Source organism: Streptococcus sp. HMSC074B11 (genome assembly GCF_001808705.1).
Lineage (GTDB): Bacteria > Bacillota > Bacilli > Lactobacillales > Streptococcaceae > Streptococcus.
Genome location: NZ_KV794237.1, coordinates 1 through 24,580, shown reverse-complemented (window position 1 = coordinate 24,580; position 24,580 = coordinate 1). Strand labels below are relative to the sequence as shown.

Annotated in this window: 19 protein-coding genes; 9 read left to right on the top strand and 10 right to left on the bottom strand. The window is 39.9% G+C overall.

Annotated elements, in window-relative coordinates; all coding sequences use genetic code 11:
• The 7 genes from HMPREF2619_RS11330 to HMPREF2619_RS01655 form a co-directional block, all read left to right on the top strand.
• Nucleotides 1–1,577 (top strand): flagellar brake protein (locus HMPREF2619_RS11330; protein WP_222563151.1); only part of this gene is annotated, 1,577 nt, incomplete at its 5' end.
• Between the two features lie 385 nt (nt 1,578–1,962).
• Nucleotides 1,963–3,459, top strand: a complete 1,497-nt coding sequence (locus HMPREF2619_RS01680) for a gliding motility protein (RefSeq protein WP_070458564.1) — start codon at nt 1,963–1,965, stop codon at nt 3,457–3,459.
• Nucleotides 3,460–3,601: 142 nt separating this feature from the next.
• The gene (locus HMPREF2619_RS01675) at nt 3,602–3,931 is read left to right on the top strand and encodes a hypothetical protein (RefSeq protein WP_261673710.1); all 330 of its coding nucleotides are present in this window, start codon (nt 3,602–3,604) and stop codon (nt 3,929–3,931) included.
• 173 nt (nt 3,932–4,104) lie between these two features.
• Complete coding sequence (locus tag HMPREF2619_RS01670) at nt 4,105–4,431, top strand: PadR family transcriptional regulator (protein ID WP_006149048.1); 327 nt, start codon at nt 4,105–4,107, stop codon at nt 4,429–4,431.
• Nucleotides 4,418–5,011, top strand: a complete 594-nt coding sequence (locus HMPREF2619_RS01665) for a DUF1700 domain-containing protein (protein ID WP_070458560.1) — start codon at nt 4,418–4,420, stop codon at nt 5,009–5,011. The genes HMPREF2619_RS01670 and HMPREF2619_RS01665 overlap by 14 nt, the downstream gene beginning before the upstream one ends.
• Nucleotides 5,004–5,912, top strand: a complete 909-nt coding sequence (locus HMPREF2619_RS01660) for a DUF4097 family beta strand repeat-containing protein (RefSeq protein WP_070458557.1) — start codon at nt 5,004–5,006, stop codon at nt 5,910–5,912. Before HMPREF2619_RS01665 ends, HMPREF2619_RS01660 begins: the two co-directional genes overlap by 8 nt.
• 87 nt (nt 5,913–5,999) lie before the next feature.
• On the top strand, nt 6,000–6,956 hold the full coding sequence (locus tag HMPREF2619_RS01655; protein ID WP_070458554.1) for a DUF6574 domain-containing protein: 957 nt from the start codon (nt 6,000–6,002) through the stop codon (nt 6,954–6,956).
• 155 nt (nt 6,957–7,111) lie between these two features.
• Here HMPREF2619_RS01655 and HMPREF2619_RS01650 read toward each other — a convergent pair whose 3' ends face one another.
• The 10 genes from HMPREF2619_RS01650 to HMPREF2619_RS01605 form a co-directional block, all read right to left on the bottom strand.
• On the bottom strand, nt 7,112–7,969 hold the full coding sequence (locus HMPREF2619_RS01650; RefSeq protein WP_070458551.1) for a DUF4299 family protein: 858 nt from the start codon (nt 7,967–7,969) through the stop codon (nt 7,112–7,114).
• Nucleotides 7,970–8,092: 123 nt separating this feature from the next.
• Nucleotides 8,093–9,079: an oxygen-dependent tRNA uridine(34) hydroxylase TrhO gene (locus HMPREF2619_RS01645; protein WP_070458549.1), complete on the bottom strand. Its 987-nt coding sequence runs from the start codon at nt 9,077–9,079 to the stop codon at nt 8,093–8,095.
• A 131-nt stretch (nt 9,080–9,210) separates the two neighbouring features.
• Nucleotides 9,211–9,900 (bottom strand): CPBP family intramembrane glutamic endopeptidase, encoded by a 690-nt coding sequence (locus HMPREF2619_RS01640; protein WP_060956332.1) that lies wholly within the window; start codon nt 9,898–9,900, stop codon nt 9,211–9,213.
• Between the two features lie 157 nt (nt 9,901–10,057).
• Entirely contained in the window at nt 10,058–11,545 is a 1,488-nt protein-coding gene (locus tag HMPREF2619_RS01635; protein WP_000800381.1) for an ABC transporter substrate-binding protein, read from the bottom strand.
• 109 nt (nt 11,546–11,654) lie between these two features.
• Complete coding sequence (locus HMPREF2619_RS01630; protein WP_006149055.1) at nt 11,655–12,575, bottom strand: carbohydrate ABC transporter permease; 921 nt, start codon at nt 12,573–12,575, stop codon at nt 11,655–11,657.
• A gap of 13 nt (nt 12,576–12,588) precedes the next feature.
• Nucleotides 12,589–13,518 (bottom strand): ABC transporter permease, encoded by a 930-nt coding sequence (locus tag HMPREF2619_RS01625; RefSeq protein WP_049530327.1) that lies wholly within the window; start codon nt 13,516–13,518, stop codon nt 12,589–12,591.
• A 210-nt stretch (nt 13,519–13,728) separates the two neighbouring features.
• A complete protein-coding gene (locus HMPREF2619_RS01620; RefSeq protein ID WP_070458546.1) occupies nt 13,729–15,609 on the bottom strand; it encodes a beta-N-acetylhexosaminidase in 1,881 nt (626 codons plus the stop codon).
• Nucleotides 15,603–16,472, bottom strand: a complete 870-nt coding sequence (locus tag HMPREF2619_RS01615) for an ROK family protein (protein ID WP_070458542.1) — start codon at nt 16,470–16,472, stop codon at nt 15,603–15,605. The genes HMPREF2619_RS01620 and HMPREF2619_RS01615 overlap by 7 nt, the downstream gene beginning before the upstream one ends.
• Before the next feature lie 84 nt (nt 16,473–16,556).
• On the bottom strand, nt 16,557–19,202 hold the full coding sequence (locus HMPREF2619_RS01610; protein WP_070458539.1) for an alpha-mannosidase: 2,646 nt from the start codon (nt 19,200–19,202) through the stop codon (nt 16,557–16,559).
• 76 nt (nt 19,203–19,278) lie between these two features.
• Complete coding sequence (locus HMPREF2619_RS01605) at nt 19,279–20,559, bottom strand: glycoside hydrolase family 125 protein (RefSeq protein ID WP_070458535.1); 1,281 nt, start codon at nt 20,557–20,559, stop codon at nt 19,279–19,281.
• A gap of 171 nt (nt 20,560–20,730) precedes the next feature.
• On the opposite strand from HMPREF2619_RS01605, the gene HMPREF2619_RS01600 reads away from it, so the two are divergent.
• Together HMPREF2619_RS01600 and HMPREF2619_RS01595 are read left to right on the top strand one after the other, a co-directional pair.
• Nucleotides 20,731–22,815: a GH92 family glycosyl hydrolase gene (locus HMPREF2619_RS01600; RefSeq protein WP_070458531.1), complete on the top strand. Its 2,085-nt coding sequence runs from the start codon at nt 20,731–20,733 to the stop codon at nt 22,813–22,815.
• A gap of 424 nt (nt 22,816–23,239) precedes the next feature.
• Nucleotides 23,240–24,580, top strand: a 1,341-nt coding sequence (locus HMPREF2619_RS01595) for an APC family permease (protein WP_070458528.1), incomplete at its 3' end; no start/stop codon positions are given.

The following is a 24,580-nucleotide window of genomic DNA, read 5'->3' as shown; positions in this document are numbered from 1 at the left end:
TCTTCAAGCATTCTGAAGATATTGCCTTACGTTATACTATGGTTCTGTTCAATTCGTCTGTTGACCAAGAAGAGGGCGAAGAATTACTGAATACTATCAATAAAATCGAACAAATTTTTGAACTCTTCAAGTATTCTGAAGACATTGCATTACGCTATGCTAAGACTCTAGTCAATCTTTCAAATCTGCAAGATGATATCGAGGATATAGTTAATAAAATATTAGATATCTTAAAAAATGTTTCTAGCGTTGAAATATTTAATATTCTAGTGGATATGTTACAAAACAACCCTGCTATAAAATTGGATACAGATAAGATTCCAACTACTAGTCTCACAAAAATTTTAGATAAGCTGTGTTTAAATTCTAATATCGACACAGACAGAGAACTACTAATTCGTGCTTTAAACCTTAAACTTGGTTCAGATCGTAAACTAGTTTTAAATACAAAATATGATATTTTAAATGGTTGGATTGAATACTATAAAGAGGTTAAAGATAAAGATAAACTCAATCAACTAATAGATATCTATAGGATCGTTCAAGAAATCAAATTTAAACTTGGTTTGAAAGAAGATAATAAGGAGCTTCAATTTGGTCATTATACCAAAGGGAGTACTCTACAAGTTATGTTAGATCAAGAGGAGAATGAAAAGAAGAAAAATACTTTTTCGGTATCTGGGAAAACTCGCTTGTATAATGCTAATTATATGAATGATCCTGAAGAAGGAATCGTCATAGAAAAGATATTAGGTTTAGATAGACGAGATATCTTAGAACCAAGCTCATGGTTTTTAATGAGTTTTACTAGCAAAACGGATGATCTAGCTATGTGGTCCCAGTATGGTGATGATGCCAAAGGTGTTTGTCTAGTACTTCGTGAAGATGATTTTTCTAGATTTACTTCCTTCAATGATGTTTCGTGGCGTAAAGAGGCCATCCCCATAGTAGAGACAGTGAATACGATAGAATCTACTCTATCGTACGATTTAAAAAGCTCACCAAATGAATTAAATAATATTAAACCAACTATAGCTATTAAAGATGAAGAAAAAAGATCGAAATCTGAAAAAAAAGAGAATGTACCAAAAGGGAATAGTGATTATCTCTATAGAATAGCCTATGTTAAAAATATAGATAAAGATAAAGATATAGATGAAGATATAGAACTTGAACAAACCGAACTATTTAGTAAGTCCGAAATAGAAGATTTAGCAAAAATGTTGAATAGTTTAAAGAAAAAACTAGATAGTGGTTCAAAAGTTAAGGAGGAGAACTATCAAAATGCTATTTCTGAATGTATCGAAGAAATTCGCTACTTATTTAAATCTGTCGATTACAAATATGAAAATGAACTTCGTATCTTACGCTATGCCAACCTAGACCCTAGCAATAAGGAAATAAAAATTGATAAAACCTCTGGAGTAGGTAAACTTTATGTAGAACGAAAAAATTCAATTCAAATCGGTGAAGTTATTTTCGGTCCCAAGTTTCCGAATCCTGAGTATGTAACTCCTTTACTAAAACTATTGGATGGAAATATTGATTATAAAAAATCTACGATAAAATTCAGATAGATACACTCCTATTCTCTATTCTAAATAACACTCATAAAATCTAAGAGAATTTACCTAAAAGCCAAATGATATGAAAGCCAGACTGAGTCTGGTTTTTTTGTATCTTCACAACATTTTCAAAAGTATAGATTTACCAAGCATACTGCTGTTCCTACGCACAAAAATGGTATAATAAAGCTAGGAAAACTCCGGTTACAATTTATTAGGAGTAGCACTGTTTGGGTACATAAAAGGTTATTACTTTGGGAATTGATAGTTGAAGCGATGCTAAAGTAGAAATTATAAACGTCTGCATTTATGATTGTTTTAACACCATTATGAAATTTTGATTAGATAAAAAATCTCGATTACCAAGGACCATTGAATCATGTAAGGAGAAATTTGTATGCTAGCAAAAGCAGGGGACGTCTATTGTGTTTACAATTTCCATCTTAAAAAATACATAGCTTGTCAGATAACCAAGATAGAAGAGGGGGAGAAAAAGCCACAGGCTGTCCTACTATCATTAGACTGGTCAGGAGAACAACCTCTTAGAGAAGAAGAACTATCTTCTTTGAAGCCACTCTATATAGATTTTATGTACTGGGAAAGAAACTTACAGCTTAGTAATGTTGATATTCATGTACCGTCACATTATATTTTTATTGGTAATACAACACCATTAACAACTGAAAGCACAAACACATATGCTATGTTTTGGGGAAATGGTTACGATATTTATAGGCAACTGAAATGGCAAGAAATACCAAAAGAAAAAAGAGATTTATTTAAGAAAGCAGATAAAAGCAAGGAAAAAGTTTCATTTGCAGGAAATGAGTGCCGTATTTCTAAACACAATATCAATGACGAGTGGACGCCTTTTGAAGACGCATTAGAATTAAAGGTCTTTCCTTGTTTATCTAAGTTGGCATTAACGAGATGGCACAAAAATTTATATGAATATTTACAGTCAACTCCTTTTATTACAGAACTAGTTCTTGAAAATCATGGACAAACAAAACTGGATTTTTCTAAGACATCCATACATCGGCTTTCCATTGATTTGACAGGCGTAGAGGAACTTAGATTGAATGATGATTTGGAGGAGCTAGTCTTATTAGGAGACATGAGCAACAATTGTCAGATACTTGTGAAGGACCATGGAGCCAGCTTACGATTACAACTTGATCGTTCTCTACCTAAGGTGCTGGGATTAAAAGATTTAGGAGCCATCCATTGTTCGAACATCCTTGAAATAGACTTTGCACAAATCTTGAATAACTATCCAAGGCTTAGGGAATTAAGATTGTGGGGAAAACCTGGTAATATTCTTAATTTCCACAAATTGTCAGAGTTAAAAGAGTTAGTCAATTTTTCAACTGTTGATTTGTTTGGCTTTACTGCAGAGGATATTCCCAAACCAGAAGATTTACCTCGATTAAACATGTTTTGGATGAGCAGCTTACCAGAAGAGGCCGCTAAAGTAGCCAAAAAATATTATAAAAAACAGCAAGACAAGGGACTGAACCTTTGGATAACAAAACCAAGAAAAGCTGAATGGCTAGCCCAAAACCTAGACAACCCATTTCGCTCATGGGATGGACAAGAGAATATTTCAACCGCAAACGCAAAAAAAGCAGCCTCTCTATATAGAAAGACTAGAGCAAGTGTTAGAAAGCTTTTAGAAAACCCCAACGAGGATACTATGAAACACATAGAAGTCCTTATAAGAGAGTATACTCAAGGTTTCAATAAAATGGACAAGCGTAACTGTTTTATTGAAACAATCGAGAGAGAGGATATCTTTGGTGCCCTGGTCGAGATCTTAGATTTACTACCTGAAAATTTAGGGATGGAAAAAGAAAAATTTATAGAAATCTTTGATGAGCTAAAAGATTTTTAAATGAGAAGCCTTTCTAGTTCATTCTTGAAACGGAGATTATCATGACTAACTTTATACAGACTATCACAGTAGAAAATCGGCAGGTCGACAAAGAAAATTACTTTACAATTGGCTACTCTCCAGATATAGAAAAATCTTTACTTTGTGTTTATATTTCTTGGATTGCTGGTTACGAACCGAACGCTATTACGAGTTAGATGACGGAGATTTGGCTCTCTTTGAAAGCAAACGAGAAGCATTTCTCAAAAAATATGAAAAAGAAATCAAGGCTTATCGGACTGAAAGATTGATTGGTTCTGGGACTCTGAGGGATTACAATTTTAGTTCTTTGCCTGAGAATATCCTAAAAAACTTGGATAGCTATCCTCCATTTAACGGATATGTCTATCAAAACGGCATCCTCTGTGCTAGAATCAAGATTGAAGACAAGTATTTTTATCTTCCGCCCATTTATGATGAGGATTGTAGATAAGCATTGCCTCAAAGTAATGCAAAACATCCTCCAATCTTCTAGTTTTTACTAGGAGATTTTTTATATATAAAAATTTTACACATATTGCTTGACAGGGCTTACAAATAGATGTATGATGTATGTGTAGAATAATTATATATAAAATTTTTACATACTAAAAAAGGAGGTGCCCCATGTATTTTCCAACATCAGCGGCTTTGATTGAATTTCTCATCTTGGCCATCCTAGAACAAGGGGATTCCTATGGTTATGAGATTAGCCAAACCATTAAACTCATTGCCAAAATCAAGGAATCTACCCTCTACCCCATCTTGAAAAAACTGGATACCAACCGCTATCTGACTACATACTCTCGCGAATACCAAGGTCGGATGCGCAAATACTACTCCTTGACAGAAATCGGAGAGGAGCAACTCTTTGTCCTTCGAGAAGAATGGACACTCTACACTGACACTATCAACGGCATCATAGAAGGGAGCATTCGCCATGACAAGAACTGAATATTTAAATCAGCTTGAAGCCTATCTGATGAAGCTGCCTCAATCTGATCGTATCGAAGCCATGGACTACTTCAAAGAACTCTTTGATGATGCTGGGCCAGAAGGTGAGGAGGAGCTTATCGCTAGCCTGGGAAGTCCAAAAGAAGCTGCCCATGATGTCCTGACTACACTTCTTGATAAGAAAATCAACGAAGAAAATTCCAGCAAGAACGACCGCCATATTTTACGCATCGCTCTACTAGCCCTTCTTGCAGCGCCTATCGGAATTCCGGTCGGAATTGGTCTTCTCATGGCTATCATCGGGATTTTTATCGCCGCTGTCAGCGTACTTATTGCCTTCTTTGCTGTTTCAGCAGCTGGGATGGTTCTCGGAGCTGTCCTCCTATTTGAAAGCTTCTACATTCTGGCTGAATCTACATCTGCTTTTGTGCTGATTTTTGGTGGTGGTTTACTGGCGATCGGAGCTTCATCCCTAGTCTTACTAGCCACTTCTTACGTAACACGTTTCTTTGGATTACTAGTCCTTCGACTCATCCAATGGATTCTTAATAGAGGAAAGAGAGGTGAAAGACATGCGTAAATGGACAAAAGGATTTCTTATCTTTGGTGTTGTCACCAGTATCATTGGGTTTTCCATGATGATCATCGGTATCCAAACAGATGGTGTCAGAAGCCTCCTTGCAATGTCTCAAAATCCAGTATTTGAAAGTCGAATGGAAGAGCTCGTTTTTGATCAAGATATTGAAAAACTTAACATCTCACTAACAGAACATTCGCTCGTCATTACGGAGTCAAACGATGATAAGATTCACATCCAGTATCATCCAACCATCTCTGAAAAAGAAAATCTTCAACACTCTATCAAAGAGAAAAGTCTTGAAATAACTGACACCAAGTCAACTACACGTCGCTCTATAGGTTCTAGTATCGAGGGTATTCTCTATATCGCAAGCGGAATTTCTAGTCGCAATGATGAAGTTGTTCTCTCATTACCAAGAGGAAAAGACTTAAAAAATCTAACTGCCCAGGTAAACCATCGTATCCTTTCAATTGCTAATGCAAAACTCAGCAATGCCAAGATTCTGTCAAATGGATATCTCCTTCGTATCACTGATAGCGAGATTAAAAATAGCCAACTAACCACAGTTGGAATTGTCAATGTATTTGAAACCAGTCTAACAGATAGCCGCATCCAAGCAGATCATGAACATATCAAGGCAGACGATATCCAAGTGCATGGTCGAGTGGAATTAGAGGCAAGAAAAGATATCTCTCTCGAGTTATCTCAAAAGGAACTTGATCGAATCAATCTTGAATTTTCTGCTGAACATGGTGATATCTATCGTTGGCATCGAGACAGACGTGACATACCTACGGGAGGTAGTAAAGGTGAAGCATTAGCGAACCCTTACAAAACAGAAAAAAAAGATACGCAAGATCTCCTCGTCGCAAAATCGAATCAAAGTATCTATTTCCCATAATAAGATCGCTTGCTTTCTTATAGAAATCATGAATAAAGACAACTAGTAGTTACTACTCAAAAATTAATCAAAAAAGGGAGGTCTATTATGACTCAAGAATGGTTTGAAAGTGCTGATTTCGAAAAAACAGCCAACAATGATAAAAAAGATAGCCCATCCGACTCAGTTCTCCTTGAAGAAGATGCAGAGACAAGAGAAGAGGCGCCAGTAGTTGAGGAAAATCCTCAAGCCAATCCAGAAGATAAGAAAACTAGTGAGGAAACTGTAGAGACTGAAGAGCTCGCTGAAAAATCAGAAAAGATAGACGAGTCAGAAGAACCTGTTAAAGAAGCTTCTCAGAAAAGTCAATCTTTGGAAAGCCCGTTTTTACCAGATTCTGTATCTGCCAAAACAGCACTATTCGCAGTATTCAAAGAAGAACTGGCTGATCTTTGGTTTTGGCTACAAGGTGCCCTTAAAGAACCGACAACAAGCATTGATACAGATAAAAAACATAGTTATAATGCCTTTGCCCTGCTGACTATCTTTTCTGCTCTTAGTTTCTTCTGTGCGATTTATCATATCAAGCATGACTACTACGGCCATATGGCGGCTATCAACTCTCATGCCGTCGAGCAGTTCCCTTCACTGAATCTCTTTTCTATCTTCTCCATCTTGGTAGCGACAAGCTTATTCTTCTTTTCTATCCTTATGGGTGGATTCGTGGTTAAACGTTTTGTCAATCAGGATAATGACTGGACACTGGAAAAAGCCTTGCAAGAGTACAGCAGACTCTTCGCCCTTCCTATCCTGCTCACGGGTATCGCGAGTTTCTTTGCCTTCTTTAATAGTCTACGTTTTGCGGCTCTTCTTTGCCTCATTAGCATTGGTCTGGTACTTCTTGCCAACCTCTATACCATCTCAAGACCAAGTAAAGATAGCCAAACTGACTCCTTCTATCGCCTTCTCTTAGCATTTCTAGTTAACGGTGGTATCCTATTTCTCTTCTTCCTAGCGGAAATGACTCTGGTTTTTGAATATTTACGAATCCTAGCTTTTATGTAAGATAAAGGTAGCGAGATAGAAAGATATTAGCTTTAGAGGATCATTACTATAAAATTTTAGAAACAAAAAAGCGAACAAGACAGAATTCTGATAATCAGAAAACTAATCTTGTTCGCTTTTTAACTTTATAGAAACTTTTGTCACAGATTCCTTATTTATCTATTTGCTAAAGCTTCAAAATCCTCTCCTGAAACTGGTCCTACCTCTACTTGGTTGGCATCCAAATCCTGACAAAGTTCCTTTGGAAGAACTTCTAAAAAGGCTTGGTAATCCAGTCTAGCTACAGCTTCATAGTCTTCAGGCTTAGAACCATCTCCAGAGATTTTTACCAGGTCAATCTCCCAGACAAGCTCTTTTCCTACCAACTGCTCAACATAAGGCACAGGAACAACAGGACCTTTTGGCAAAATAGTCTTTACTCCTTGAGCCAGGTGGTAGATTCCATGAACCTTACCCTCACTATCTGGGTAGAATTTAGCACTTGCAGGATAAGCATCTGACCCTTGAACCCTCTTAACTAATTCTTCAAAACGTGCCAGTCCATCTTCTTCTAGGAAACTTTCCAAATCCTTCTTATCAAAGTAAATAGTTGATAGAATACCCTGACAGAAACCTAAACGAGCAGCCTTATCAGCTAGATAGTTCTTAACCGTTTCTTGGAAATAGTTTTCCAAATCAAAGTCTGCCAAACCTTCAACAGATTCACCAACCTTGCTAGACAAGGCTTGCAAGAGAGCTTCTACAATTTCCCAGTCAGCTCTTGTAATTAAGTCAGGAATGATCACTTGATAGCCTTTTTGAGCATCTACATAACGAACTTTAAAGAGAAATTGAGACTTACCTACGATTCCACACTCGATATACTCAAGGCGATTGAGGGGTTGACGAAGATAGACAGCATCATAACTATGTGACTCTAAGCCATCTACTAGGGCCAAGACTGACTTAGCTGTTAGAATCTCCTGTTGTCCTAAAATACTTTGTTTATTTGGAATAAAAAATGTTTTCACCATAAATGGTCTCCTTTGAAATCGTTTACATATAGTATACACCATTTTCCTGAAAGATGCAGAAACAAATTTAAGATTTTTTAGTCAAAAGCATAGAAAAACAGCCCATCAGGACTGTTGATACTATTATACAACTTCAGAATGATCTAGGTTCTCACCAATCGCTGCTAAACGCTCGATAACTTGGTCTTGCGTCAATTCATGTTCTAAAACATAGCGATTACGTGGGTGAACACGGCACTCGTGTGAGCAACCACGGAGATATTTATCTTCGTTGTCTTCTGATGCCAAGATACGACGGTTACAAAATGGATTTCCACAGTTGACATAGCGTTCACATGGTGTTCCATCAAACCAATCCTTCCCTACAATGGTTGGATTGACATGGTTGACATCGACTGCGATACGCTCGTCAAAGACATACATTTTTCCATCCCAAAGTTCGCCTTGAACTTCTGGGTCTTTCCCGTAAGTCGCGATTCCTCCATGCAATTGACCCACGTCTTTATAGCCTTCACGAACCATCCAACCAGAGAATTTCTCACAACGGACTCCACCAGTACAGTAAACAACGACGCGCTTGTCCATGAATTTTTCCTTGTTATCACGAACCCATTGTGGTAATTCACGGAAATTGCGGATATCCGGACGAATAGCTCCACGGAAATGTCCAAGATCGTACTCGTAGTTATTACGAGTATCAAGGACAACTGTATCTTCGTCTAGAAGAGCTTCTTTGAATTCTTTTGGAGACAAGTAAGCACCTGTTGTTTCAAGTGGGTCGATGTCATTGTCAAAGTTATCATCCTCTAAACCAAGGTGGACAATCTCTTTCTTGTAGCGAACAAACATTTTCTTGAAGGCTTGCTCACTTTCTTCGTCAATCTTGAACCAGAGGTCTTCCATACCTGGAAGGCTGTGAACGTAGTCCATGTATTTTTGCGTTGTTTCGTAGTCTCCAGAAACGGTTCCGTTGATCCCTTCGTCAGCGACTAGGATACGACCTTTGAGGCCGATTGATTTACAGAAAGCCAAGTGGTCTGCAGCAAATTGTTCCGCGTTCTCGATTGGAACATATTTATAGTAAAGTAAGACACGAATATCTTTTGACATAAGATTGATTCTCTTTTCTAAGATTAAATTATCAGAATTTTTCATTCAACTATACCAGTATACTCCCCCAAGAAAGCGAATGCAATTTATTTGACTGAAAATTGAAAACAAGACCATTTTCAGATCTTGTTTTAACTAAATATTCGATGAAGAAAGGTTAACAAAAATGGTAAGGTTGCTACAATATTATTAATCACATGGACTGCATAGCTAGGATAGATACTCTTGGTATAACGAGTTAATCCAGCACAACATACTCCAAATGTCGAAAAAACAAGAATATCTAAGAAATTTGGAAAGCTAGAAAAGTGAGGAAGAGCAAACAAAACCGAAGGAAGAATCAGGTCAAGTCCAAGCTTCGAATCTTTAAAGAAGGCGTGTTGGAACAACCCCCTATAAATCAACTCTTCCATCAGAGGACCTAGGAAAAATAAGGTCAGGTAGAGCCCCAACTCAGCAAAATTTGTCCCACTATAGCCGATTAGTACAGCCCAGCCTTCAGAGGTTGACTGTACATGTCTTGCCGTTTGAAAATTAAAAGATATGCAAAGTACAGTTACGAAAACCGTCAAAACTGTATACCATAGCCATTTTTTCTTTGGAATAACAAAAAGATATCCATGGCCTGTCTTGACTAGTATCCAAATCATGAGGCCAATAAAGACAAGACTGATAAGATTTTTAATCCAGAAAAAATTCCCAATCTGAGAAGAAAATTGCCAGTAATTTTGGACCACAAGTGTTAGCTGAGAGAGTCCATATATGAAAAATAAGTAAGATAAGATTGCACTGATTTTAAAGAGTAGATGGTATTTTTTCATGTGTCTGCGTCCAACGTTATATGTAAGAGTAAATATATGATTTTGAATACAAATAATTATATGTAAATACTTTAAAAAGAATCACCACCTCATCTGGAAAAACCAGACAAGGCAGTGATCGCTCTTTTTAGGAATGAATACACGAAATCAATCTATCTTAAGATTTTTTGTTTTTCAAGAATTCGTCGTATTGTTTTTGCATTTCATCCAATACTTTTTGGTAAGCACCTTCAGATTTAAGTTTTTCCATCAATTCTGGAATAGCTTTTTCTGGGTCTACAGTACCAGTGTTGATAGCTGTATCGAATTGTTGCATAGTGTTAGTGATAGCTGAGATTTCAGATTTCACGTTGTCAGTGTTAAAGATGAATCCAAGCGCTGGAGATTCTTTTGCAGTTTCCAAGTCTTTCTTAGATTGTGCAATTTGTTCATCTGTAACGTTTTCGTTGATGTAAAGGATCCAGTTGTTACCAGTGTTCCATCCTGACATGTGAGTGTTTCCTTTGTATCCGTCAAGGACTTTAACACGGTTTTCTTTACCTGCAACTTTTTCCCAGTTCTTGCCTTCTGGTCCATAAACAAGTCCGTTCAAGAGTTCTGGGTTAGTGTTCAAGAGGTTCAATACTTCCATTGCTTTTTCTTTGTTCTTAGAGTTGTTTGAGATTACAAAGTTAGCAACTTGAGTTGTTTGGTTTTTCTTGATGAAGTTAGTAAATGGTTTGATTTGGATGTCTCTGTTAGCTACACGAGAAAGCAAGCTGCTACCGTAGTCAGCTGGTCCTACTGTTTCTTCGCGAGCAAACCAAGTATCTTGAGTAAGGTCATATGAAGTTTCGCTTGTTGCTACGTCTTTTGGAATGTATCCTGCTTCATAGAATTTGTGAAGAGTCTTCAAGTGTTCTACGAAACGAGGAACTTCGTAACGGTTTACGATCTTAGTAGTGTCGCCTTCAAGATCGATGACGAATGGAAGTCCGTTTGCAACTGGGTAGTCAAAGTTTTCTGATGGAATAAAGTTTTTACCAACAGCAAATGGCATTACATCTGGAGCTTTTTCTTTGATTTGTTTCAATACTGGTTCAAGTGTTTCGTATGAAGTTACACCTGAGATATCAATTCCATATTTTTCAAGAAGTGGGCCGTTGAAGGCAAAGTTTTGTGAAGATGCAACGTTGGCTGCAACTGGAACAGAATAAATCTTACCGTTTACAGTATTACCTTTGATGTAAGCTGGGTCAAGTGCTTTGTAAAGGTCAGCTCCTTCTTTCTTGTACAATTCTGTCAAGTCAGCATAAGCACCTTTTTGAGCGTTTACGACATAGTTATCTGCAAAGGCGATATCATAGTTTTCACCTGATGAAGTAATAACTGACATTTTCTTGCTGTAGTCACCCCAACCAAGGTATTGGATATCCAATTTAGCGCCAACTTTTTCTCCGATGATTTTGTTTGCATTTTCTAGCAATTCATCCAAGTTATCTGGTTTGTCACCGATTTGATACATTTTGATAACAGTCTTATCACCTGATGATGATGATTCAGCAGCTTTTTGGTTGTTTCCTTTAAGGTTTCCACAAGCTGCAAGGCTAGCAGCTAAAGCGACAAGGCTAGCAGATGCAAAAGCATATTTTTTCCAGTTTTTCATTATAAAAACTCCTTTTTTTATTTTTAAAGTTATTAACAAAATTAGATTCTTGATTTTCCTTTGCCAGAAAAATCAGAGTTAGAAAAGAAACATTGTTTCTTAAATATCCTTACTCTTTAACACCACCGATAGTCAAACCTTTTACAAAGTAGCGTTGGAAGAATGGGTAGAGGATCGCAATCGGAACAGTCGCAACTACGACCATAGCCATACGACCTGTTTCTTTTGGTAGGGCAACTGCAAGCTGTCCTGACATACCAACTGACTTAGCAATGTAATCCATGTTGTTCTGGATTTGCATGAGCAAATATTGCAACGGATACAAGTTATCACTCTTGATGTAAAGAAGGGCGTTAAACCAGTCATTCCAGAAGCCAAGCGCTGTCAATAGTGTGATCGTTGCGATACCTGGTAATGACAGTGGCAAACAGATTTGGAAGAAGATACGAGCTTCACTAGCTCCATCGATACGAGCTGATTCGAGGATTGCTTCTGGGATGGTTTTCTTGAAGAAAGAACGCATCAACATGATGTTGAATGGTGATAGAAGCATTGGAACAATCAAGGCCCAAATGGTATCACCAAGGTGAAGCAATTGTGTCACCACGATATAGCCTGGTACCAAACCAGCGTTGAACAACATACTAAGAAGAGCGAAGATTGTAAAGAATTTACGATACTTAAATGTTGAACGCGAGATGGCATAGGCATAAGTTGTAGTGATAAAGACGTTTGTCAATGTACCGACAACTGTCACAAACACTGAGATAAAGAGTGCTTGTAAAATCTTATCTTTGAACTGAGCCAAAAACTCAAAACCATCTAATCCAAACTGTGATGGGAAGAAGCTATATCCATATTGAACGATACTCTTCTCATCTGTAACTGAGATAATGATGACAAAGATGAAAGGCAAGATACAAGAGAAGGCCAGCAAACCAGATATGATACTAAAGAAGATATCTGCCTTTTTGCTGAAGGAGTGTATGCCAACATTATCAATTTTTTCTTTTTGAATTTTTTTTGCCATATGCTCCTCCTTTCTAGAATAGTGCCGAGTTAGGATCAACACGTCTTGCAAGTAAGTTTGATAGAATAACCAGAATCAAACCGACGACTGACTGATAGAGACCGGCTGCTGATGCCATACCGATATCTGCTGTCTGAGTCAAACCGTTAAAGACGTAGACGTCCAATACGTTTGTTACGCTATAGAGCTGACCAGCATTGTGAGGGATTTGGTAGAAGAGACCGAAGTCTGCACGGAAGATGTTTCCGACTGCAAGGATGGTCAATACTGTCACAAGTGGTGTTAACTGAGGGATGGTTACGTTGCGGATACGTTGCCATTTGCTAGCACCGTCCACTGTCGCTGCTTCGTAGTAGGTTGGATCAATACCCATGATTGTTGCATAGTACATAACACTACTGTATCCAAAGCCTTTCCAAATTCCTAGGAAGAGGAGAAGATAAGGCCAGATACTGATGTCAGCGTAGAAGTTAATCCCCTTCATGCCAAGAGCTTCTAAGGTGTGGTTAATAAGCCCTTTATCGATATTTAGGAAAGCATCTGTAAAGAAACTGATGATAACCCAAGATAGGAAGTAAGGGAATAACATAGATGTTTGGTAGATTTTAACCATTTGCTTAGAGCGAAGTTCACTAAGGATAATAGCGATACCAACTGACACGATCAAACCGATAAAGATAAATCCAAGGTTATAAAGGACAGTGTTTCGAGTAATGACAAAGGCATCTTTGGAACTAAACAAGAATTTAAAGTTATCTAGTCCGACCCATTTACTATTTATAATACTGTGAACGAATCCTTCACCAGTCATATGGTAGTCTTTGAAGGCAACCACATTTCCAAATACTGGGATATAGAAGAATAAAATCAACCATAATGTCCCTGGTAAAACCATTAAGAGAAAAATCCAATTATCTCTCAAAGTTTTTGAAAACTTGTTCATAATTTCCTCCCTTTTTATTTTTCTAAAACTTAATAATCTCACATTTTTTAGATTTGATAACGTTTACAAAAATAGTATACTCTTATTTTTAGGATAGTTTAAACTACTAATTATAGAAAAAACTCCACAAATTATTTTATGTGGAGAATTTTTTCTATAAGAAGAATGTTTCACGAGAAACACCTTGCTCCTAACAGGGTACTCTAACCCCTAGGTCGTATAAATGGTCGAAGCTGTTGCAATCGTATGCCATTGGTTGGCTGTCGTGGCTGCGAAGTCCTTGTCTGCGTAAAAGTCAGTAAATGGCAGGATCTCTACTTCTAGTTCGTCGATACGTGAGATAGAACCAGCTAGATAATCTTCAATACGGCTTTCTGCTCGCTTAATCCGTTGCAAGAGTCCACCCATGCGGATATCGACCGTATCCAAACCAAAGACCTTGTTTTCTTTCAACCATTGCTGGCTAAAGAGCTTGTGGAAGGTTTCAACCTGGCTTCTTAATTTTGGTAATTCTTCCCTAGCAATTTGTTGCAAGCTTTCTTTATCATCTGCTTGATAGGCTTGACGAATGCGTCGTCCCACATCAACCTTGCCACTTAAAATAGCATTCAACTGGGCCTGAGTTTCGAAAAGATAAGCGTAGGTACCTGCTTTTTCTTTGATAGCAGCAAGAGTCACAGCTGCCTGGGCAAAGTGCGGATTGTCTTGTTCAGGTGTCATGTGCTGATCAAGAATTGGGCAAAGAATATCCTGGTAAAAGACATATCGGTTGGGATTGATGCCACTGAGATTATTTGGTAGATCTGGCAAGAGATTGGCAAGATCAAGTTGCATGAAATCCTCAACGGATAGACCTGTATTGGTCTTGAAGTGGGCAGATAGACGCTCTAAATCATTGCGATAGCTGAGTTCTGCCCAGATTTGCAAGCTTGGTAGGATTGAGAACTGGGCTGTTTCGCCACCATTGTCTCCCCATCCAGTCACGATGACTTCTTTGATCTGATTGGCACGGCAGGCTTTGTTTGCTTCAAGAGCGATGAGACGGCTGAAATGGTTGTGTGGTGTGAAACCAATCCACTTCCAAGCACCACCTGCAAAGGCAATATCCTGGCTAATCTTGTGGTGGTTACTGAAGTTACGATTGTATTTTTCTTCGCTATCCTGATAATAATCCCAGTAAACCAAGGTCACACGGTCTTTGAGACGGTCTAGATAAACTCGTGTTTCCTCTGGAATTTCCACATCACGGTCGTACTGGCCATCTGCTGACATGAGCTTGAAGAACATATCGCTCCACATCTGGCAGTGGAAACCGTACTTGTCTGCAATATCCAGCACGCGCTCCAAGTGTTGACACATGAGGAGGCTACGGTCCACAATACCGTTCAAGATAAGGTAGCGTCCCAAACCAACCAAGTGGGCTTCATCCATCCCGATGTTGACCTTGCGAGTTTGTAGTTTAGATAACGTCGCAAACATACCGTCAATCAGGTCGTAGACTTTTTCTTCACCGATGAGGAGGATATCTTCTACATCGCGGAGTTGCTGCACTTCCTTGACACCCCATTTGACAAAGGCTGATAAGTGAGCCAAGGTTTGGATGCAGGGGACAAAAGTCATGTCAAACTGCTGGGCGTAGGCTTCAATTTCCTGTAACTCTTCAGCTGAGTATGCCCCACGGAAATAGCCAAAGTAAGGCTGCCCCTCAATCTGATAGGTGTCTTCCATGTAGAGCTCAAAAGTTGAGTACCCCATGAGAGCCAAGACTTCAATCATCTGTTTGGCAGAGGCAACATTAAGCACTGCATTTCTTGAACAGTCCGCCATATAGGCTAAATCTTCATAGGCCGCCTGCTCTTCAATCTCTACCTTGTCCCCTTCTGCTAAAGCTGTTGCTAGCACAGATAAAGCACGGTAGAGTTGATGAGGTTTACGGTAGGTCAGTTGATACTGCCCCTTCTCACCCTTGATAGAGATAGAAGCTTGGTCAGACTGAGCGACTGCCACCTCTACATCTGATAGAGAAATGTGACTTTTTAATACTTCAATAGCTTGTGCTTGTTTGGAACTAAGTCCTGTAAAAATTACCATTGGTTTTCCTCCTGTAACCAGTTGACAAGGGCACCGTAGAGATTGGCATCTGCGTGATAGGTGCAAGCTTGAATGACTGGAGCAATTGTATATTCTTCATATCTTTCCACAAAGGAGTCTACTGCTTTTTGCACACCCTTAATAAAATCAGGGTTCTGACTGATAGAGCCACCTAGGCTAATGACATCTGGGTCGATTAGGTACTGGATATTGAGCAGGCCTTGAGCTAGATTGCGATTCATACGCTCAATAGCTTCTTGGCAGAGGGCATTTCCTGCCGCAGCCTCTTGGTAAATCCTACGCCCATCCCAGTCAGACTGACCTGATTTTTCAATCACATAACGAACCATGTTTCCTGTAGAAGCGAGTTGCGACCAGTTGTTGAGTTTTTCTGCTGGTTCGATGGTGGTCATGTAGCCAAACTCACCGCCCAAACCATGGCGACCACGGTGTAGCTTGCCATTGATGATCATAGCCCCACCGATTCCTGTACCAATCACGACACAGGCTGCATTTTCAATCTCAGGATGAGCTAGCAGTTCACTAAGTCCAACACAGTTAGCATCATTTTCTAGATGAACAGGTAGCTGGTGATGAGAAAGAGCCTCGTACCAAGAAAAACCATGAATGTAAGGAATGGCACTAATCCCCTCAATCACACCTGTTTCTTGATTGACTGCACCTGGTACACTCATAGCAATCCCACGATAGTCCTGTTCAGACAAACGTTGGTCCAACCAAGCTAGCAACTCTTCCAAAGTCTCTGGAGTTGGTGTGCTGGCCTTATCTAAAATCTTTCCATCAGGAGTTAGACTGGCAAACTTAATCCCAGTCCCTCCAATATCAATGGTTGCAAGTGTCATTTCTTTCACCTGTAAAAAGGAGCGAATCAGCAGTTGGTTCTTACTTTTTCGCTCCTCCTTTCTGTTTATGTTTTCTTTTTGAAATTAAATTTCTTCTTTTTTAATCAATTCTGTACGAATTTCCTGTGGTGCCAATAGTCCTGAATGAACTGGATATGGGCGTTCCAGCAAATCAAGAATAGTTTGTTGTTTGTCCGACACGCGGACATTTTCTTGACTCATATTATAGTAACGAAGGACGTATCCTTCTTCATTTTCAGCAACTTTAAAGGCTGTTGGACAGACTTGTGGCAAGTTGAGGGCTGCATGGTTGAAGAGACTACCTGTTGTAGCAACACTACCCTCTTGTTTTGCAACTTGAAGGGCTGTAAATGGCACCTGGAAGGCTTTGGCACGACGGAAGGCTGAGAAACGTTCGCCTGCTTGATGGCATTCTACTGCAAACTCAACTTCGATATCGCGCAAGCACTGGGCTTCTGGTGTTGGGAAGTAGCCCCAGTCACCTAGCTCACCTGAAGCACGGAGAAGGGTTACAGCCATGGTGTCGTCTCCAAGGATTTCGTATTCGTGCAATCCTTTATTGGCTACTGTCACCCCTTTTACATCATCATACAAGCTAACAAAGGCTTGTTGGTGTTGTGGATTTTCAGGATTTTCCCAAGAAGCTGCTGGTTTATTTGGTCTTGTCACAACTTCATAGATGCTTTCAGAATCGTTACTTGGTCGAGTATTATGAGTTTTTACCAAGAGACGGATGCGGTGGTCTTTGGCTGTATTGGTAAAGCGAGTCTTGAAGCGAATCTGTGGATTGTCCACAAAGACAGTCATTTCTGTTTCAAGAGGAATGGTTGTCAACTCTTCTGAACGACCTGCATCTCGTTTCATGAACTCGATGATACCTCTTTGTTCAGCATCCAATTTTTCATCTGCGCTAACTGGAATGGTCAAGTCATGTTTGAGCAAAACCTTAGCATAGCGAGCATTGTTTTCTAAGACTTCATAGCCTTTCAGTTGAGCGTAGATTGGCTCAGTTCCTTTTGGCTGGAAGTAAATGTACTCGTTACCAATATCTCCACGGTCCTCGAATTGGATGAAATCTTCGTAGGCTTCGTTAGTAGTCTTGTCGTAGACTGTAATTCCTTCATCTACACTGACAGTTACGAATGGGGTATCAATGACTCCATTTTGGTAAATACCATCTCTGTATTCTACTTGGCCTTCAACTAATTGGAAGCTTGCCCAAGAAAGCGGAGCAAGGTGGACTGGGATTGTCACGCGCACTTGGCGTGCAATATAGGGTTGACGGAATTTATCTTTAGGCAGAGTATAGCCAAAACTTGCTCCCAAGTCTTCAATCTTGGCTTCAAGGACATGGCCATCCAAATCTTCAACATGGTAATCTGGCAAGGTCACGGCTGCCATCTTCTTGTAACCTTCAGTCGGATGCAATTCTTTAAAATCACAAGTCACAACATCCACTACAACACTAACTGTATCAACCTTGTCATGTAAAGCTGTGTTGACAACGGTAAAGAGGTGGTCGCTTTGCGCTTCCTGAGTTGCTATTTTATGTTTCCACTCATTGAGAAGGTTAGTCTTGACAAAGTTTCCAACCTGATTGACCTTGGCAAAACGAGTTTCCATTTCACGGTGAACTTCGTCAATACTACAACCACAGATACTATCGTGCGGTGCATTTTGCAAGAGCACTTTCCATGCATAGGTCAATTGATCTTTGTGGTTATGTCCACCAGTGATAATGGTTAATGGTTCCACGACCTGCTCTAACAAGTTGCTATTTTCTTGGAAGGCTTGTTTGAGGTAAATACGGGAAGAAGAGGTGTTAGCAAGAGTATACCAACCATCCGTTTCCTGACTGGTCAACTCACCTGTGACCGTTGATAATTGTTCAGGAAGGGCACTTTCCAGTGCTTGGACATATTCGTCAAATGAGCTATGAATAAAGGTCACGTCAGGGAAGAGTTCGTTTGCCACACGAATGGCTTCGCTCAGATTTCTCTGAACAGGCTGGTGGTCACAGCCGTTCATCATCAACCATTGGTTGGTCGATGCATAGTCACGAACGTCTGCTAATTTTTGCTTCCAGAAAGTCAAAGCCTCGTCTTTATCCACTGGAATTTCATTCCCGTTACTGTACCAGTTAGCAAAGAGAATACCGAGGACACGACTTCCATCCGCACCTTGCCAGTACATCTCAGAAAATTGAGAGGTAAACTGTTCATCTTCGAGGACTTGATTGTCAAATCCGATTGGCTTGACACCGCGACCAAAGGCTGCTACGTGAATACCTGATTTTTGAAGAATTTGAGGAGCCTGCCCCATATTTCCAAAGGTGTCTGGGAAGTAACCAATTTGAGTAGATTTGCCCCATTTAGCACATTCAGCTTGTCCAATCAAGGTATTGCGGACGTTAGCTTCACTTGAAATCAAGTAATCATCCTGCAAGATATAGAAAGGACCAATCTTGAGCTTGCCTTCGTCGATATAGCGCTGAACCTTGTCACGGTTTTCAGGACGAATTTCTAAGTAGTCATCAAGGACGATGGTTTGGCCATCCAAGTGGAAACTCTTGAATTCAGGGTCATTTTCAAAAAGATCAAAAAGATTGTCAAAAAGTTCCACCAACTGCATACGGTGACTTTCAAAAGGTAGATACCACTCACGATCCCAGTGACTGTGAGAGATGATATGTACAACAACATTTTCCATGAGTAAAACCTCATTCTAACTTAAATTTAAAAATATATTTGTGATTCTGTACAAGAATCTGTCGAGCGAAAGCTCATTAGCGAATATCTAGGTAATCCAAGACCAATTCGCAGAACATCATGTTAGCCCATGAGAACCATTCGCGTGAGTAGAGAGTCGGATCGTCTACGTGGAAACTTTCGTGCATCACACCTGTTCCACCATCGCAAGCAACCAGCTGATCCAGCAAGAATTTCTTCTCTGCCTTATCCGTCGTTGTCAATCCTTGGATAGAAAGGGCAATCGGCCAGATATAGCGGTAGAAGGTATGTGAACTTCCGAGTCCACTTGCGTACTCTCCTTGGTAGAAATATGGATTTTCAGGACTCAGAATGGTACGACGGGTTGCTTGATAGACTTCATCGTTAACATCACAGTAACCCAGATACGGAGCGGCTAATAAGCTTGGTACGTTTGGATCATCCATGATGCTAGCATTTCCTAAACCATCTACCTCAAAGGCATAAATTTTCTCGCCCTTGCTGTTTGTTGTGTAGGCATAATTTTCGATTCCTTCCTGAATCTCCGCCTGGAGACGCTTAGCATCAGCAATAATACTTTCACTATCAGCTAGATTCAATTCTGCAAAGATTTCCTGAACATAACCCAAAACAACTACTGCGAACATATTTGAAGGAATCAAATAGCTATACTGACAGCAGTCATCACTTGGACGAAAGGCTGACCAAGTCATCCCAGTCACGGCAAAGTCGGGACCAAAGCCGTCATTTACCAAGGTATCTTCCTTGCGATCGGTATCACGGACGAAGCGATACGGTGAATTCTTGTGGTCTTGCTCAACGGTCCAGAGATGAAGGATTTCCTTAGTCGCTGTAACAAAGGTTTCATCAAATTGGCTAGTTTCTCCAGTTTCTTTCCAGAGAAGATAAGCCAACTGCAAGGGGTAGCAAAGCGAATCCACTTCATATTTGCGCTCCCAAATCCAGCCATTGAGGTCTGTATGGTCTGTCTCGTGGTGGCCTTTCCAGTTCTCTTCAATGTTGAAGGAGTTGGCATAGGGATCCTTGAGAATCAAAGTCATCTGTCGTTTGACCAAACCAGCAATGGTCTGACGCAAACGAGGGTCTCTTTTAGCCACATGAAGATAAGGTCTAAGCTGAGCAGTTGAGTCACGAAGCCACATAGCTGGGATATCGCCTGTCAGTACAAAAGTTGAGCCGTCTTCCAAGATCTCAACTGTATTGTCCAAGGTGTCTGTGTAGCAACGTTCAAAAATATCTACCCATTCAGGATGATCTTTAGTACGCTCTGCTACCTCATCTAGCCACTCTCTAACAATTTCTTTTGAATAAACCATAAACTATTTTGCCTCTTTCAAACAGATTTTCATTTTCAGTATATAGCTTTTAGTCCAGAAAATATATACACAAATGTTAGTCATTATTCTACAAAATTGTTATATTTTGAAGTCGCTTTCTAAAAGTCTCCTTTTTCTGATATAATGTAGAAAACTACTGAAGGAACTTCTATGAAACCCATACTTGAAACCATTGATACGCGTTTTGGAACAGCCAGTAAACACGCTTTTTCGCGAGGAAACACCCTACCCTACACAGGTGTTCCTTTTGGCATGAATTATTTTGTCCTCCAAACTAGTGACCAGGAAGGATCTTGGTTCTTTGATTCCCATCTTCCTATCTTTCAGGGTATTCGACTAACCCACCAACCTAGCCCTTGGATTGGCGATTACTCCTGGCTCTTGCTGACACCAATTACAGGAGAAATCAGCGGCGATACTCTCTTTCATCGTCAGTCCTCCTATAACCTTGATCGTGCTATTTTTAATCCTCATTTTTTAAAGATTTTTTCTGAGCGTTATCAGATTGAAACGCAGCTAAGTCCTACTTGCTACGGGGCTTCTATTCAACTAAGACAGACACAGGGAAAAGAACTCTCCCTCTATCTTCACGCAGCAGATGAACTGACAGTTGAACAAGTCGATAAGCGAACTCTGGCCCTGAGACAAGAAGGTGAAACCGAAACCAATAAAAGTCCCCTCGTCATGTATACTGCTCTCGCATCCTCTAAGGATATTTTATCTATCAATCAAGTGGGGCAAGACTGGCGTATTGACTTGGCTGGAGCGGAAGCTCAAGTTCAACTAGCCACTTCATTTATTTCCAAAAAACAAGCCCTCTTTAATCTTCCTAAACAAGATTTTGAAGAAACGAAGTCAGAGGCTAAAGCAAGTTGGGAAGACCTTCTAGGTCGTTTTGATGTCGTGGAAACCGGCTCTGTAGACCGAACATTTTTTGATCATTGTCTATACAGACTCTTTCTCTTCCCGCAAACCTTCTATGAGGTAAATGAGCAAGGCGAGAATATTCATATTGACCTTGCTTCAGGAACGATCAAACCTGGCCTACTCTATACCAACAATGGTTTCTGGGATACCTTCCGCACTTCATTCCCACTCTTTGCCTTGATTATTCCAGAGCACTATCGTCAGTTTCTTGAAGGCTTCCTCAATAGCTATCGAGATACTGGATATCTCCCTAAGTGGCTGGCTCCTGACGAAAGAGGAATGATGCCTGGGACTTTGATTGATGGCCTTCTTGCAGATAGTGCCTGCAAGGATATGGCACCTGAGTTTGAGGAAGAATTTCTCAAAGCCATGATCAAAACTGCGACCAAGGCAGACCCAAAAGCTATCAACGGACGACACGGCCTGGCCCAATACCAAAAGCTAGGATACCTATCCACGGACTTCCATGAAAGTGTCAGTCATACACTGGACTATGCTTACAGTGATTTTTGCATCTCTACCTGCGCAGCAAAATTAGGTCAAGAAGAGCTAGCTCAAGCCTATGCTCAATATTCTAAAAACTATCAGAATCTATTTGACTCTGAGACGGGTTACATGAGGGCGCGTGATGTAGATGGCAACTTCCGTCCTGACTTTTCTCCCTATAGTTGGGGACGAGATTACGCCGAATGTTCAGCTATTCAAGCCAGTCTAGGTGTCTTACATGACATTTCTGGACTTAGCCAACTAATGGGTGGAAAAGAAGCCTTTAGTAACTATCTTTTAAAAGCTTGTCAAAGTCTCCCTCTCTTTGAAACGACAGGCTATGGATATGAAATTCACGAGATGAGCGAAATGGCAACAGCACCATTTGGTCAACTAGCCATTTCAAACCAACCAAGCTTTCACATCCCTTATCTTTTCCGTTATAGTAATTACCCCCAATATACCAGTCTCCTAATCAAGACTCTCCGTCAAAAAGCCTTTCGAGCTGGTTGGGATGCTTATCCAGGCGATGAGGATAACGGTAGTCTATCTGCCTGGTATGTCTGGTCTGCCCTTGGACTTTACCCGACCTGCCCAGGGAAAGCAAGCTATGACCTTGGGATTCCACTCTTTGACCACCTTCGTGTCAATCTAGCTCAAGAAAAGAAATGGCTTGATATTCGTACGCAACAAAATCATGAACACTTCCACTTTGTACAAGACTGTCATCTTGACGGAAAAGAAGTTCAGAGTATTAGTCACCAAGATTTGCTTGATGCTCAATCTCTCGACTTTACCCTCAGCTGGTTACCAAATCGCTAATCGATCAAATCCCCTTGTCATGTACAAGGGGATTTTCTGATTTATAGTAAATCTTCCACAAAGTTATCCACAGATTGTGCATAACTTTCAATCAACTTTCAAATCAATTTCATGTATTTTCAAACGATTCCTCTCAACCATTTTTTTGACATTCTAAAGTAAAACACCCTCAATAGACTGTTCTATCAGTCTTTATAACCGACTAGCTTAGTACCCAACTCACACATTCTATCTCTTTTTTCTAAACTAACATTTGGAAAACAATTTTTTATTTCACAAAGTTATCCACAGATTGTGTATAACTTTTCCTCAAGTACAAACTCCATCTGATAAATCCCCCTACATTTTTTATAGTAAATTTCAAATTTTGTTAGGCGCTTTCAAAAAATCATGATATACTGAAATTATAAGAAAAGGAGACATTATGAAAAAAGATCAACACCAACTTAATTGGCTGATGGTTTCTCTGATTGCTTTCAACATGGTTTGGGGGCTCGGAAACGTCGTCAACAACTATTCTCAACAGGGAATTTCAGTCGTCGTATCTTGGGTTTTAATCCTCGCACTCTACTTTATCCCATATTCACTTATCGTCGGACAACTAGGTTCTACCTTCAAGGAGAGCGGAAGCGGTGTTAGTGACTGGGTTGAAAAAACATCAACCAAACGTCTCGCCTACTTTGCTGCTTGGACCTACTGGGTTGTGCATATCCCTTATCTCGCACAAAAACCTCAAGGAATTCTAATTCCGCTTGGTTGGGCCTTGCAAGGTAACGGACAATTCCTTAAACAAATCGACATCCACTGGATCGTTATTCTCTGCTTGCTAATCTTTGGACTTTTCCTCTACCTTTCTACAAAGGGATTGGCAACTCTAAAAGTCATTGGTAGCTTAGCAGGAAGTGCTATGTTGGTTATGTCTTTACTCTTCGTGCTTTTGGCTGTCGGTCTGCCTTTCATCAAGCCAGATATTCAGTTTGCGACACCACACATGGATCAACTAAGCACCTATATTCCAAACTTTGATTTTTCTTATTTTACAACAATCTCACTACTAGTCTTTGCAGTTGGGGGTTGTGAAAAAATTTCCCCTTATGTGAATCAAACTCGCAACCCTGCAAAAGAATTTCCAAAAGGTATGATTGTCATGGCCATCATGGTTGGTCTCTCTGCTATCCTCGGATCAGTTGCAATGGGAATGCTATTTGATGGCAATAACATCCCTGAAGATCTCATGCGTAATGGTGCTTATCAAGCCTTCCAAATGCTAGGAAATTCTTGGGGCGTTGGAAACCTCTTTGTCGTAATCTATGCTCTTACAAACATGGTCGGACAAATCGCAGCACTTGCCTTCTCCATTGACGCACCATTACAAATCCTTCTCAATAACGCTGATGAAAACTACATCCCAAGCTGGCTTCGCAAACGTACTGAAAAAGGTGTCCTCATTAACGGCTACCTTCTTACAGGTGTCCTCGTTAGCCTTATCATCATCCTTCCAATTTTTGGTATTCAGGAAATTGACGGACTTGTAAAATGGATGACCAACCTCAATTCGATCGTAATGCCAATGCGTTACCTCTGGGTATTCCTTGCCTATATGATGCTCAATCGTGCTTGGAAAACATACAAAAATGCCGAATACAAGTTTGTGAATAATCCTAAACTTGGTTTTGTTATCGGTACTTGGTGTTTCCTCTTTACTGCCTTTTCTTTTATCCTTGGTATTTTTTCTATTATTAACTACGCTGAGAATCCAACTGCT